13 protein-coding genes are annotated in these 13,553 nt (G+C 52.0%); all 13 read left to right on the plus strand.

From position 1 onward, the window contains the following. Positions 1 to 15 precede the first annotated feature (15 nt). On the plus strand, positions 16 to 1,497 hold the full coding sequence (gene hemA / locus LZ24_RS03485) for a glutamyl-tRNA reductase (RefSeq protein ID WP_246118505.1): 1,482 nt from the start codon (positions 16 to 18) through the stop codon (positions 1,495 to 1,497). Positions 1,498 to 1,659: 162 nt separating this feature from the next. Continuing rightward, positions 1,660 to 2,022, plus strand: a complete 363-nt coding sequence (gene dksA / locus LZ24_RS03490) for an RNA polymerase-binding protein DksA (RefSeq protein ID WP_144682375.1) — start codon at positions 1,660 to 1,662, stop codon at positions 2,020 to 2,022. Continuing rightward, positions 2,012 to 2,896 carry a PHP domain-containing protein gene (locus LZ24_RS03495; protein WP_144682377.1) on the plus strand — a complete coding sequence of 295 codons (885 nt, stop codon included), beginning with the start codon at positions 2,012 to 2,014 and terminating at the stop codon, positions 2,894 to 2,896. The genes dksA and LZ24_RS03495 overlap by 11 nt, the downstream gene beginning before the upstream one ends. 158 nt (positions 2,897 to 3,054) lie before the next feature. Next, positions 3,055 to 3,753: a ribonuclease III gene (gene rnc / locus LZ24_RS03500; protein ID WP_246118506.1), complete on the plus strand. Its 699-nt coding sequence runs from the start codon at positions 3,055 to 3,057 to the stop codon at positions 3,751 to 3,753. Between the two features lie 42 nt (positions 3,754 to 3,795). After that, complete coding sequence (locus tag LZ24_RS03505) at positions 3,796 to 4,317, plus strand: cyclic nucleotide-binding domain-containing protein (protein WP_144682378.1); 522 nt, start codon at positions 3,796 to 3,798, stop codon at positions 4,315 to 4,317. Beyond that, positions 4,314 to 5,309: a radical SAM protein gene (locus LZ24_RS03510; protein WP_144682380.1), complete on the plus strand. Its 996-nt coding sequence runs from the start codon at positions 4,314 to 4,316 to the stop codon at positions 5,307 to 5,309. The genes LZ24_RS03505 and LZ24_RS03510 overlap by 4 nt, the downstream gene beginning before the upstream one ends. 439 nt (positions 5,310 to 5,748) lie before the next feature. Further along, the gene (locus tag LZ24_RS03515) at positions 5,749 to 6,063 is read left to right on the plus strand and encodes a FeoA family protein (RefSeq protein ID WP_246118507.1); all 315 of its coding nucleotides are present in this window, start codon (positions 5,749 to 5,751) and stop codon (positions 6,061 to 6,063) included. Between the two features lie 71 nt (positions 6,064 to 6,134). Then, positions 6,135 to 8,654: a ferrous iron transport protein B gene (gene feoB, locus LZ24_RS03520; protein ID WP_144682384.1), complete on the plus strand. Its 2,520-nt coding sequence runs from the start codon at positions 6,135 to 6,137 to the stop codon at positions 8,652 to 8,654. Between the two features lie 2 nt (positions 8,655 to 8,656). Further along, positions 8,657 to 8,863: a FeoB-associated Cys-rich membrane protein gene (locus LZ24_RS03525; protein WP_144682386.1), complete on the plus strand. Its 207-nt coding sequence runs from the start codon at positions 8,657 to 8,659 to the stop codon at positions 8,861 to 8,863. A 527-nt stretch (positions 8,864 to 9,390) separates the two neighbouring features. Continuing rightward, entirely contained in the window at positions 9,391 to 9,714 is a 324-nt protein-coding gene (locus LZ24_RS03530; RefSeq protein ID WP_144682388.1) for a hypothetical protein, read from the plus strand. 83 nt (positions 9,715 to 9,797) lie between these two features. Next, entirely contained in the window at positions 9,798 to 10,619 is an 822-nt protein-coding gene (locus LZ24_RS03535) for a DUF4198 domain-containing protein (protein WP_144682390.1), read from the plus strand. Positions 10,620 to 10,715: 96 nt separating this feature from the next. Beyond that, positions 10,716 to 12,872, plus strand: a complete 2,157-nt coding sequence (locus tag LZ24_RS03540; protein ID WP_144682392.1) for a heavy metal translocating P-type ATPase — start codon at positions 10,716 to 10,718, stop codon at positions 12,870 to 12,872. 157 nt (positions 12,873 to 13,029) lie between these two features. Then, a partial coding sequence (locus LZ24_RS17110; protein ID WP_222427513.1) for a hypothetical protein occupies positions 13,030 to 13,553 on the plus strand: 524 nt, incomplete at its 3' end.

Below are 13,553 nucleotides of genomic sequence, written 5' to 3' on the forward strand. Positions count from 1 at the left end.
CGATGCGGATGATGAATGATGCCCCTGCAGGCATCGGGATGGGATGGCATGTCAAGACTTCCGGGTATTGTACTTTTAGGAATGAACCATAAAACCGCAGCCCTTGAGGTGCGGGAAAAGCTCTCACTGAACACAGAAGAAGTCACATATCTCCTGCTTGCCCTGAAACAGGCCGAAGGTATTTCAGAAGCCATGATCCTTTCCACCTGCAACCGGGTGGAATTTCTTCTTGTGGCAGAAAACATGCAGGATGCCCGCAACCGGGTTTTTTCCGAACTGGCCCTGCGCAAAAATCTGAAGCCGGAGCTGTTTTCTCCCTGCTTCTATACCCATGAGGGACTGGACGCGGTGAGGCATCTTTTCCGGGTGGCAGCCAGTCTGGATTCCATGGTGCTGGGAGAACCCCAGATTCTGGGGCAGGTGAAACAGGCCTATCAGGGTTCCACCGGAGCCGGAGCCTCCGGCCCCATCCTGAACCGTATGCTGCACAGGGCTTTTCAGGTGGCCAAGCGCATCCGTACGGAAACGGGTATTGGTGACCATGCCGTATCCATCAGTTATGCAGCCATTGAGCTGGCAAGGAAAATTTTTGGTTCTCTGGAAGGCCGGAAAGCCATGCTGCTGGGGGCCGGGGAAATGGCGGAGCTGGCCGTAGAGCATCTGCTCCGGCATAAAATCAGCGGGATTCTTGTGGCCAACCGGACCTTTGAGCGGGGTCTGGCCCTGGCCCGGCGTTTTGGCGGAGAAGCCATCCGCTTTGAAGATGTCTTTGAAAACCTCGGGGACGTGGATATTATCATCAGTTCCACAGGGGCACCGGATTATGTGATCCGAAGAGCCGATGTCCGTCCCCTGATGCGCAAAAGGCAGAACCGCTCCCTCTTTTTTATTGATATCGCCGTACCCAGAGATGTGGATCCGGCCATCAATACCCTGGACAATGCCTATGTGTATGACATTGACGATCTGCAGGGAGTTGTGGATGACAACCTCAATGAGCGGAAACAGGAAGCAGGCCGGGCCGAAGGCATCATAGAAGAAGCAGTGCTGCGCTTTGCGGACTGGGTGGAAGGGCTGGCACTGGTACCCACCATCAAAGAGCTGAGAACCAAGGTGGGGACCATCCTTGAAGATGAACTGAAGCGCACCCTTGGAGAAGACTGGCTGAGGCAGGGGGAAAATCCGGAAGCCCTTGATCGCATGGTAGAGGCCATGGTGACCAAGGTGCTGCATGATCCCATCGCCCTTTTGAAAAGTGGCGGGATGCACGGTCACAGGGATCGCTATCTTGGCTGGATACGTCTCCTTTTCAACATGGACCCCGTTGAAAACCATATTGATTCTGAACAGATGCCCCGGATGACGCCCTGCATGAGAAAAAGGGAAAGGGGTGACATGGACTGTTCAGGACAGGCCGTATGTCCGGGCCAGTCCGGTGAAACCGGCACCCTCTGGCGTCTTTGCTGCGGCCGCGAAAAAAAAGACAGATGTGAGTAAAAAAAAGAAGAAAGACCTTTACATAAAAAAACCCCTTGTGGTATGCAGTCATACTTTTTTGCGGGTAAATGTTTTTGTGGTGGATTACCCGTTGTATGACCTGCGTTTCGCCAGCGGGATGCGGTTCGGTTCACAAGCGATATGATATGTAAGGGGGTGCCCATGGATAAAGAACAGATAGAGTTTTTTAGAACATATCTTGTCACACAACTGGATGAGCTGATTCATCAGGCAGGTGATACCGTCAGCGGTATGACAGCCTCAACGGAAAGCTTTCCTGATCCCACGGACAGGGCTTCCCATGAATCCAACCGTAATTTTGAACTGCGTATCCGGGACCGGGAACACAAACTCATCAAAAAAATAAAGCAGGCCCTGGACCGCATTGATAACGGAACCTTTGGTTTCTGTGAAAGCTGCGGGGAAGACATTGCCTTTGAACGCCTCAAGGCAAGGCCCGTAACCACCCAGTGCATTGACTGTAAAACAAGCTCGGAAAAAATGGAAAAGGCCCTTGGTCTGTAAGGCCATGAATATGGCTGTGGATCTGCATACCCACAGCACAGCTTCCGATGGCACGAGGTCTCCCATGGAACTTGTGCGGGAGGCAGAGGCACTGGGGCTGGGAGCCCTTGCCATCACAGATCACGACACAATGGCCGGCGTCCTGGAAGTTCTGGATGCCGGTTTTTCTTTTGATACTCATTTCCTTACGGGGCTGGAGATTTCTGCCCGGCCACCCGATGATTTCAACCGGGGGGATGAGCTGCACATCCTTGGCTATGGCATGGACCCGAAAGATCCCGGACTCCGTGTTCTTCTGGACAGGCTGCAGGAGGCAAGAAGGGAAAGAAACCCTTCCATGATCAAGAGGCTTCAGGCCATGGGGCTGGATATCTGCCTTGATGAGGTGGAAGAAAAAGCCCCTGGCGGACTTGTGGGCCGCCCCCATATGGCGAGGGTGCTGGTGGAAAAGGGAGTGGTTTCCGATATGGATGCCGCCTTTACCCGTTACCTTGGCAAGGGCTGTCCTGCCTATATTGAAAAATACAGGGAACCCTGGAAGGATGCCATTGCAGCCATCCGAAGGGCCGGAGGCATTGCCGTGCTGGCCCATCCCGGCCTGATCCGGGGGATCGGGCCAAGGGGTCTGCGTCTGCTGCTGGGAATGATGAAGGAGGCGGGACTCGGCGGGGTGGAAACCTATTATCCCAGGCATGATGCCCAGATGATTTCCACCCTGAAAGGTCTGGCATGGGAGATGGATCTTCTGCTTACGGGGGGATCGGATTACCATGGAGATTTTAAAGAGGCTATCTCCATGGGTACGGGGGCCGGGGATCTTTTTGTACCCTTCAGCCTTTACACGGAACTGTTGAACAGACTTGAAAAAGGGTGATGCACAGGATGCGTTTTTGGCAGGATGGATTTAGCAAATCGGACAGGCAGTGTCGGATATGCTAAGTCAGGCCTTCCGGAATCCCGTCTGCTGCCCTCATTTGATCCGGGATGACACCCGCTTTTCTTACACCTGATACCACAATGGATAACTTAACAATGCCTGATTTTCCTTCCATGGCCGACCTTGAGAAGGCCATGAATTACTGTTTTAAAAATCTTCAGATACTGGAAAATGCCCTCTGCCATTCTTCCTATGTCAATGAACAGGCTTTAATCTTAAAGAATAACGAGCGTCTGGAATTTCTTGGTGATGCTGTCCTCAGTCTGGTCATCGGCCATCTTCTGATGGAACATTTCAGGGAAATGCGGGAAGGGGATCTTTCCCGCATACGCGCAAGCCTTGTGAATGAACGGCAACTGGCTTCCGTGGCAAGGAAACTGCACCTTGGCAGTCATCTGCGCCTTGGCCGGGGCGAGGAGCAGACCAATGGCAGAAACAAAGACTCCATTCTGGCGGATGCCTTTGAGGCCCTTGTGGCCGCAGTGTATAGGGATGGGGGGTTTAATGCGGCCTTTGGCTTTATTTCCCGTTGCTTTCTTCCCATTATACGGCATATGGATGTGGCAGAAAGCATCAACGATGCCAAAAGCCGTTTGCAGGAAGAAATACAGATGCGGTATAAAGTTACACCCTCCTACAGAATTGTGGGAGAGGAAGGGCCGGACCACGATAAGATTTTCCATGTGGAAGTTTCTGCTGAAAAAATCTGTGCAAGGGGTTCGGGAAAAAGTAAAAAGATTGCGGAACAGGATGCTGCCAGAAAGGCCCTTGGAATGCTGAAGAGACAGTCTTGATCAGAAAGATTTTTGTCCGGTCCCCCAACAAAGGAGCAAGACATGATCGAAAGCCGGTATCTTAAAGATAATATTGAAAACATTCAAAAACTCATGCAGATTCCCGCCCTGCGCCACTTTGAGGTTCGCAGCCTTTCCAGACTTCTGAGACTGAGCAAGATCCGGGAGTACGATGACGGTGAGTTTATTATCCGTGACGGCGATGAGGATACCTGGCTGTATTTTCTCCTTGGGGGAAGCGTACGCATAGAAAAAAACGGCCATGAAATTTCCACCATCCACAAAATGGGAGAAATTTTCGGAGAAATGCGCCTCATCGATAAAAGGGCCCGCAGTGCCGACGTGGTGGCTGCGGGTACTGCGGTCTGCCTTGCCGTGGATACCAGTGCCAAAAATCATATGGCTGGAGAAGAGGGCAGTGATGCCCAGATGGATTTTCTCCTTTTATTGTATAAGATTTTTGCAGAATATCTTTCTGCCCGCCTTCGTCTGGCCAACGAGGAGCTGGTAAAGGCCAAAGAAGAAACAGAAACACTGAAAAAAGGTCCGGATGTAAAAAAATGAAACAGAATACCGTTGCTTTCCAGCCCCATGCCACCAATCTTTTCTTTCATATTCTCACGGCCTGTAATCTGAAGTGCCGTCACTGTTACATCCGAAAGGATCAGCATGGAAGCCGGACCCTTTCCATGAAAAACATTAAAAGCTGGCTTTCTCTTTTTGCCAAAAAAAAAAAAACCGCCAATGTCATTTTTCTGGGTGGAGAACCCACCCTGCACCCGGAACTCGGCCGTGCCATAAAAACGGCAAAGGCCATGGGCTATGCCTCTGTCACCATTGACACCAATGGCTATCTCTTTCACGACATTCTGGAAAAGGTAAGTCCCGAAGAGCTTGATTTTTTAAGTTTCAGCTTAGATGGTGCCACGGCCCCTGTCTGCGATGCCATACGGGGTGAGGGGGTTTTTGAGGTCTGTACGAAGAATGCCAGAAAAGCCGCCGAAAAAGGTTTTTCAACCAGCCTCATCTATACGGTCAGTGAAAAAAACATCCATGAACTGGAAAAAATGCCCCTCCTTCTCAAGGATCTGGGAATTTCCCGCTTTTTTATTCAGGTGCTGGGCATGCGGGGCAATTCCCTTCAGAATCCCGGACAGAAGCAGGTGAACCGGCATACATGGACCTCTCTGGTTCCGGAAGTGGCAAGGGAGGTGGCTTCCCTTGGCATTGGTGTCACCTGGCCAAAGGTGTTTCTCGGACCTGAAGATTCCTTTGAGTGCGCAGGCCTTGTGGCGGATAATTTTTTTGTTTTTCCCAACGGCCGGGTTTACCGCTGCCCCCTGTGTGAGGATTATCCCATCCATGCCTTTGAAATAAAGGAAAACAGGCTCATTGAACGCCCTCCCCTCCATGAAGGACAGTTTTTTGAGCTGAATATCCCCGAAGGCTGTGTCATGAACCGCCTTGTGCAGCCGGGTAACCTGGATTATGACAAAGACGGTCACCCCCTCTCCCGCATTGCCTGTTGCCTCCTTAAGGAAGAAATCCTGCCATAATCCTTTTCAAAACGTATTTATTCAGAACGGTTTATCCTGAACTGCCAATGCTGTAGTTGCAGCAGCTTCGTACTGTTGCAAGGCTCCGTGGCTATTTTCAAGTGGCATTGCAATCGTTTCGTCACGGGCAAATAGCATGGGGCCTGTGCATCTGTCTTGCAGGTATGGTACCTGAAAAACTGTGCTGAACACTTACTACAAATCAAGCCCCGTCATCCCGCAATGTTTTTTTGGGTCCCGAAAAAATATCTTTAATTGGCAAAAAACCTTGACAAAGCCTTTGTGCCAAATTAGTTTCTGGAACGTGTTTGTCTTGGGCAAAAATAAAAATTGCCCGGATGAACTTCTTTGGCAGACATAAAACATGCTGTGTTTAATTGAAGCATAAAGTATTTGCGCAGCTCATTTTCGTCCTTCGAAAGATATGGGGAGAATCCAAATGTTCTATCGTATGCGCAGAAAAAAAAATAAAGACTGCTGTCAGTGCACCCAGACCGCTGCAGACAATCAGGTTTGTGATATGAATTGTCAGGTTCTTACCGAGGTGGGCAAGGGATGCCGCTGCCGTATCCGTGGTCATCAGTCCGTTGGTGCGGTACGCCAGCGCCTTTTGGACCTTGGCTTTGTTCCCAACATGGAAGTGGAGATGGTGCGTTGTGCCACTCTGGGAGATCCCCTTGAAATGCGGGTAGGGGATTATTACGTAACCCTGCGCAAGCGGGAAGCCGCCCTCATTGAGGTGGAAAATATTTAGTTTTCTGTTCTGATCCTTTTGGGGTCAGAATTTTCTTATCAGGCTTCAGGCAACCCTTTCAGAAGGTTCGTATGGCATCCACCGCAAGCAACATCATCATTGGTCTGGCAGGTCAGCAGAACGCCGGCAAGTCCACCACCTTTAATATGCTCACCGGAGCCAATCAGCACATAGCCAACTATCCCGGTGTCACTGTGGACAAGAAGGTGGGCAGCTACAAGGACAAAGCGGGCAGGGTGGAGGTTGTGGATCTGCCCGGCACCTACAGCCTGACCTCCTTTTCCCTTGAAGAGCGGGTCGCCAGGGATTTTCTGCTGCAGGAAAAGCCCGAAGCCATTGTCAATGTCATTGATGCATCCAGCCTGCGCAGGGGGCTTTACTTTACCTTTCAGGTACTGGAAATGAATTTTCCGGTAGTCATGGCCCTCAATATGGTGGATGTGGCCGAAGCCAACGGCCAGCGGGTGGATGCCATGAAGCTGTCCGCAAGGCTTGGCATTCCCGTAATCCCCACGGTCGGTCGCAGGGGCAAGGGTCGCAATGAACTGAAAAATGCCATCAGGGAAACGGCGGTAAAGGGCAAAAAACCGGAAGCCCTGCGCATTGATTATGGTCCCCTTGAAAATTCCATAGAAAAAATACACGCTCTCCTTGGGGCATCCCTTGCCATGGAACGCGCGGTTCCCCTGCGCTGGATGGCCGTAAAATTGCTGGAAAGGGACGCGGAAGCCCTGCGGCTGCTGGAAAAATTCCATGAAAACCATAGGGTCGTGCAGGAAAAAGTGGACAGCGCCATTGCTGATTTTCATCAAAGCGAGGGGGTTTCTCCGGCGGATCACATTGTGGCCTGCAGGGACAGGCTGGCCGTATCCCTTGTGGAAGAATGCGTAGAGTTCGCGGAAAAAGGAAAGGTGCGTAAATCAGAACTCATTGACCGGGTTCTGCTTCACAGGGGACTTGCTCCCTTTTTTCTGGTTTTTACCGTGTACATGATTTACGAGCTTTCCATTGTGCAGGGGTACAAGCTGACGGAAATCACATGGCCCATACTGGCATGGATCAGGGGAACTGTCGCGGGGCTGCTTCCCGATCCCGGCATGCTCAATGACACCATCATCCGTTCCCTGCCCCTCTGGATGCTGGACAGTGTCAACACCCTTTTAAATTACATTCCCATTTTTCTGATACTTTTTGCCCTCATCGCCATACTGGAAGACTCCGGCTACATGGCTCGCATTGCATTTATTCTGGACAGAATTTTCCAGAGTTTCGGACTCCATGGTCAGTCCACGCTGCCCTTTATTCTGGGTGGCGTTTTTACAGGGGGATGTGCCGTGCCCGGCATTATGGCCACCAAGGGCATTCCCGATGAACGCTCCCGCATGGCGACCATTCTCACTGTGCCCTACATGAACTGTCTGGCAAAGATTCCCCTTTATGCCCTTCTGGTGAACATTTATTTTGCGGCCCATCAGTCATGGGTCATGCTTTTTATCTCCACGATCACCATCATCATGGCCATGATTGTGGCAAAGCTTCTCACCATGACCATCCTGCGGGGGCAGGAAACCGCTCCCTTTGTCATGGAAATGCCCAACTATCACCTGCCTACAATTTCCGGCGTGCTGCGCAGGGCCTTTGACCGCACCTGGGAGTATATTAAAAAAGTTGGAACCATTGTCATTGCCGTTGCCGTGGTGGTTTATGTGCTGCTGCAGTTTCCGGGGCTCCCCGAAGAGCGCATGGCTGCATATGAAGACCGGATGGCTGTGGCACTGGCGGATTTTCAGGAAACTCTCCGGGATACGGAGTTTGCGGGGCTGCTGGAAAAGGAAAATCAGGTGCTGGCCCTTCTCAACACGGCCAATACCTACAGGGATGCCAAGATGGCAGCTTCTACGCAGGAGGCATCCACAGCCGTGGATCTGCGCTACGAAGAAACGCATCCGGAGATTTTTCCTCTGCTGCGCCCCAGAAGCAGGGAAGCACGGACCATCAACCGGGCCATGCGTGACCTTTCCGCTGAGCGGGCAGACATACGGGCTGCCATACGGGAAGACACCATCGTTTACAGCTATTTTGGCAATGTTGGCAGGGCCCTTGAGCCTGTGACACAGTTTGCGGGCTTTGACTGGAAAATCAATGTGGCCCTCATCAGCTCCTTTGCCGCAAGGGAGTCCAGCGTGGCCACTCTGGGTGTTCTTTTTCAAGATGGTGCCGATGAAAATATCTCCCTTGAGGAACGCATGGACAGGGAAGCCAAAAATTTCGGCAGCACCCCCCTCCATGCTTTGGCCCTGATTATTTTCTTTGCCCTGTATCCGCCCTGCCTTGCCGCCACCATCATGATCAAGGTGCAGACAGGTTCCTATAAGTGGATGATTTTTGCCATTGTTTTCCCCACGGCCTTCGGCCTTGCCGTTGCAAGTGCTGTTTTCACCATCGGCTCGGCCCTTGATTTAAGCGGCATACAGGCCATGGCAGGCTTTTATTTCATCGCCCTTGCCACGGCCATTGGCCTTTCTTTTGTAAAGGATCCGGCATGGAAGGCCGAACAGCTTGAAAGATCTGCCAGAACAGGAGGTGCATAATCATGTTTCTGGAATACTTTATTCTCGCAGTTGTTGTGGCATGGGCCGTTTTTTATCTCTGGCATCTTTTCTTCAGAAAAAAAGGCTGTTCCTGTGACTCCTGTCCCTCTGCACAGCATGCTTCGTGCACGGCACAGAAGCTTGGGATCATCTGTCCGGAAGAGGATAAGGGGCAGGGAGAAGAGGGAGATTCAGAAGAAAAAAAGTAATTATTCAGTACATTTTATCATGAAAAATTGTGGATTAATTTTAAAGTCTTGGCTCCACAAAAAGATAATCGGGCTGTTTGTGAGTGACATTGCAATCGTTTCGGATCAGAGCTTTGAAGGCCTGTGCGAAAGAAGCGGCAAACTGTCTGAGCCGCCACAAAGGCAGCGTGCTTAAAGCCTGCCATGGTAATAAAAAAGCTTATCCTGCCTGTGGCGGGGAGTTTTTGCCGCTTCCGCACAGGCCAAGAAGCTCCCGAAAAAGATTGCGTCACGAACAAATGGTCCGGTTGTCTATGTACCTGATTAAAGGTATTCGATTTACCCAAGGAAAATTGTGCTGAACAGTTACGAAAAAAATACAGACAAAAAGTAAGGTTCTCTCCGGGTAACTTTTCAGGTTACTCAGCCGTAGAGGAATGGCCTTGCTATAAGGAATACGGATATTGTGTCCTGTTTCTTTGGCAAGCAAAAAAAAACAAGACACAGCAACGCTATTTTGATTTTTAATAGATTATATGGAGGTTTTTATGAAGTTTAGAAAACTACTTACTGTTCCCCTGGCCATTGGTTTTATGTCTTTGCCCCTGACCGCAATGGCCCACACCCCCCTTTTCTCCTGCTTTGATAACGCAGACGGAACCATTTACTGCGAAGGCGGCTTTTCCGATGGCTCCACCGCAGCAGGGGTTCCTGTTATTGTGAAAAACGGAAAGGGCGAGGAAATTCAGCGGCTTGTATTATCACGAACCAGTGACATAGAGTTTGAAAAGCCCAAAGGAAACTATTCTGTTCTTTTTGACGGCGGTGAGGGGCATCGCATTGAAATTCCCGGCTCACAGATTTTTGAGTAATGTGTTCACCATGTCTGCGTCCATGAAGGCGCAGGCATTTTTTTCTCCTTATTTATTAAACCGATAAACCAGAAGGACGACAGATGAAAAAAGGATTTATACTTGCCGGCCTCATCACCCTTTTCTCGGCGGCATCCGCCCTTGCCCACTTCCAGATGATTTATACGCCCCAGTCTGCCCTTGAAAGGGGGGGAGAGCTGGATATGCGGCTTATTTTCACCCATCCCTTTGACGGGGATCACACCATGGACATGGGCCCTGTGGAAGAATTCTACGTTATTCACCAGAGAGGGGAAGACGGAGATGCAACCAAAACCGATCTGAGGGAATATCTTTCTGAAATTTCATGGAAGAGCCATGACAACGAAGGAAAAGCCTATGCCGCCAAAATTCCTTCCCGTGTCATGCGTTCCATGGGCGACTATGTTTTTGTTCTGGTGCCTTCCCCCTATCTTGAGGGTGATGACGAGTACATCAAGCAGTACACCAAAATGATCATGAACGTGGGTGGTGTTCCCGGCAACTGGCACGAACCCGTGGGGCTTCCCGTTGAAATCGTTCCCCTTGACAAGCCCTATGCCAACTGGACAGGGGGGGTTTTCCGGGGCGTGGTCATGGCCAATGGCGAGCCGGTCCCCCATGCGGAACTGGAAATTGAGTACCTGAATTATGAGCCCGATCTCAGGAGAAATGCTTTCAAAAAACGTCCCGGCATTCGCAAGGCACCCCATCCTGCCTTTGAATCCATGGAAATCCGCGCCAACGCCAGCGGTGAATTCACCATTGGCCTTCCCAAGGCAGGCTGGTGGGGTATTGCTGCGCCGGACCTCATTGAAACGGAATACAAGGATATTGATATGGTAAAAGAAGCTGTCCTCTGGATTCAGGTGACAGATATCAAATAATCATTTAGAGTATCTCATATTCTTTTACATACAGGGCAGACAGACAGTGTCTGCCCTGTATGCGTTCTGCCCAGTTCTTTTCTCAGGGGAAAAGCCATGAAAAAAAAATTTGCCGTCCGCCACGATATTCCCGGTCGTCTCCGCATCCGCGCCCTGTCACTCCGTCTGGCAGATACGGAAAAAAAACTGAAAGAAAGATCGGAAGGTCTGGAAGGGCTTCTCTGGCTTCGCATCAATCCCCGATGCGCCAGCCTTGTGCTGCTCTATGATCAGGAAAAGCTGTCCAGAGAGGATCTGCTTGATTTTCTGCATCTTTTTTTTGACAGGGATGATGGCACCCCCCTTAAAAATCCGGCGGATGAGAATCCCGAATGTGTCTGTGTTGAAGAACATGCCGTTCGCAAGGCCTTCACCCGCTTTGCCGCCGTATCCCTTGTGATGGGTGGGGTGCTTCTGCGCAATGCCATTTTTAAAACAGCCACCCTGCAGACCCCCTTCAGCCCCCTTGGCCTCATCACCTTTGCCCTTACGGCCCCCCTGATAAAATCCGCCCTGAAACGGAGCCGGGAAAGAAAACTTACCCTGGACGGATTCCTTGCCGCAGGAAGTACGGCAGCCATTGCCGCAGGCGAAGCCATGACCGCCCTTGAGATTCTCTGGATCAACTCCGGCGCTGAACTTCTCTCCGCATGGATAGCGGAACGCTCCCGCAAAAGCATTGCCTCCATTCTGGATATCACCTCCCACCACACCTTTGTGCTGAAGGATGGCGTTGAAGTGGAGTGCCATGTATCCGAGCTGGAGCCGGGCGATATTGTGGTGCTGCACACGGGTGAAAAAATATCCGTGGATGGTGTCATTGTCCATGGTCAGGCCCTGGTGAACGAGGCTCCCATCACCGGTAGGGATGAACAGGTGCACAGAAAAGAAGGCGATACCGTTCATGCGGGTACCTTTGTCCGTCAGGGAGTCATTCAGGTCAGGGCCGAATTTGTGGGGGACAGTACCTACCTTGCAAGGGTCATGCATAAGGTGGAATGCGCCCTGGAAAGCAGAGCCCCCATTGAAGGCGTTGCGGACAGGCTGGCATCCAGTCTGGTAAAGGTGGGGCTGGGTGTGACGGCTGTCACCTTCATCACCACGGGCAGTGCATGGCGGGCCTTTACGGTACTTCTGGTCATGGCCTGTCCCTGTGCCACCGTACTGGCCGCCTCCACGGCCATCAGTGCCGCCATCAGTGCGGCGGCCAAAAGCCGCATCCTCATCAAGGGCGGACGCTATCTGGAAGAGGCAGGTAAATGCGATCTGGTCTTTTTTGATAAAACCGGCACCCTCACCACAACGGAACCCGTACTGCAGGAAGTGATCACCCTCCCCGGCATCGAAGAGGATGAACTCCTGACCCTTGCCTGTTCCACGGAAACCCACAACCATCATCCTCTGGCTCAGGCTGTGATGGCCGAAGCCCGGCGCAGGGGGCTTTCCTCCCTTCCCCACGAAGTCTGTGAATATTATCTGGGCATGGGCATGCGGGCAGTGATCAATGGCCGCGAAATGCTGGTGGGCAATGCCAAGCTTCTCGGCATGTTTGATGCCCATAACAGCCAGCTTGCAGCAGAATTTGACCGCATGAGCAGCAGAGGACTTACGGTGCTTCATGTCTTTCAGGATAAAAAGCCCTTAGGGCTCATGGGTTTTGCCTCCCAGGTGAGGCCCGAAGCAAGGCGGGTGCTGGATCGCCTCCGGGAGATGGGGGTGCGTCGCATTGTGCTCATCACAGGCGATGAGGAAAACAGTGCAAGGCAACTGGCCGAAAGCCTTGACATAGAAGAATACCATGCCTCCCTCATGCCCGAAGAAAAGGCTGAGATTGTACAGAAGGCCATGGCGGCATCCTGGAAAACCATGGTGGTGGGGGATGGCATCAACGATGCGCTGGCCCTGACCTCCGCCGATGTGGGCGTGGCCATCGGCACTGCGGGATCTGAGGTTGCCGTGGAAGCGGCAGACATTGCACTGGCTTCGGAAGATCTGGATGCTCTGGCCGATGTTTACGGTCTCAGCCAGCAGACCCTTGGCATTGTGCGGCAGAACTTCTGGATAGCCACGGGTTCCAACCTTGTGGGGGTCAGTCTCGGCGCTCTGGGGCTTCTGTCTCCTGTGGCCGCAGGCCTTGTACACATGGGACACAGCCTTGGGGTTCTTGCCAATTCATCCAGACTTCTGGCTTTCCATAAAAAAAACAGTCTTTGATCTTGCAATGCATTATAAAAAAGGAAATATTAAGATCAACATGTAAAAAAACACTGTTCCACAGCTCGCCACGTCTTTTATACCAGACTGTCCGTTTCATGTATTCCATTCAAGGCAGAATTCCTTTGTTCCACCCCCAAAGCAAGGAGAAGAACAGATGAGCCATGACGACAGCAGCAAGGGCGGAGTTTATCCTCCTCCGTCCCAGCCCCAGCCATCATCCGGAAGTTCCGGACAGGGGCATGGCCACTTTACAGAACATGCCACAGGCCAGCTCTCTGATGTGGGCATGCAGGGAGCGGCCATGGCAGCCGGGTCTGCCCAGCCCGGTCCGGATATGGGCCAGCCCCACTACGCTTCGCAGATTCCCGGAGCAGAGCCCTATCAGGGAGCCCCCATGGCACCGGATGAAACCCAGGCCCGTTATGCCTGGGGAGAAGGCGGCAATGCGGATATGACGGCTCCTGCAGATGCCACGGGTGGGGAAAAGCAGGGCGGATACGGCAAACAGACGGATAAGGCAGGAGAATCTGTGGCATGTAGCGATGCTGCAGCAACAGCTTATGCCCCCCAGAGCCATCCCATGCCGGGACAGCAACCGCCCCAGTTTGCGCCTCAGGGCTATCCCATGCCGGGGCAGCAACCGCCCCAGTTTGCGCCCCAGGGCTATCCCATGCCGGG

The sequence above is a fragment of the Desulfobotulus alkaliphilus genome, assembly GCF_007830435.1.
Classification (GTDB): domain Bacteria; phylum Desulfobacterota; class Desulfobacteria; order Desulfobacterales; family ASO4-4; genus Desulfobotulus; species Desulfobotulus alkaliphilus.

Excerpts from the sequence above, each read along its gene's own strand:
- hemA (WP_246118505.1), top strand. The coding sequence starts at position 16 with ATGATGCCCCTGCAGGCATCGGGATGGGATGGCATGTCAAGACTTCCG.
- dksA (WP_144682375.1), top strand. The coding sequence starts at position 1,660 with ATGGATAAAGAACAGATAGAGTTTTTTAGAACATATCTTGTCACACAA.
- rnc (WP_246118506.1), top strand. The coding sequence starts at position 3,055 with ATGCCTGATTTTCCTTCCATGGCCGACCTTGAGAAGGCCATGAATTAC.
- LZ24_RS03505 (WP_144682378.1), top strand. The coding sequence starts at position 3,796 with ATGATCGAAAGCCGGTATCTTAAAGATAATATTGAAAACATTCAAAAA.
- LZ24_RS03510 (WP_144682380.1), top strand. The coding sequence starts at position 4,314 with ATGAAACAGAATACCGTTGCTTTCCAGCCCCATGCCACCAATCTTTTC.
- LZ24_RS03515 (WP_246118507.1), top strand. The coding sequence starts at position 5,749 with ATGTTCTATCGTATGCGCAGAAAAAAAAATAAAGACTGCTGTCAGTGC.
- feoB (WP_144682384.1), top strand. The coding sequence starts at position 6,135 with ATGGCATCCACCGCAAGCAACATCATCATTGGTCTGGCAGGTCAGCAG.
- LZ24_RS03525 (WP_144682386.1), top strand. The coding sequence starts at position 8,657 with ATGTTTCTGGAATACTTTATTCTCGCAGTTGTTGTGGCATGGGCCGTT.
- LZ24_RS03530 (WP_144682388.1), top strand. The coding sequence starts at position 9,391 with ATGAAGTTTAGAAAACTACTTACTGTTCCCCTGGCCATTGGTTTTATG.
- LZ24_RS03535 (WP_144682390.1), top strand. The coding sequence starts at position 9,798 with ATGAAAAAAGGATTTATACTTGCCGGCCTCATCACCCTTTTCTCGGCG.
- LZ24_RS03540 (WP_144682392.1), top strand. The coding sequence starts at position 10,716 with ATGAAAAAAAAATTTGCCGTCCGCCACGATATTCCCGGTCGTCTCCGC.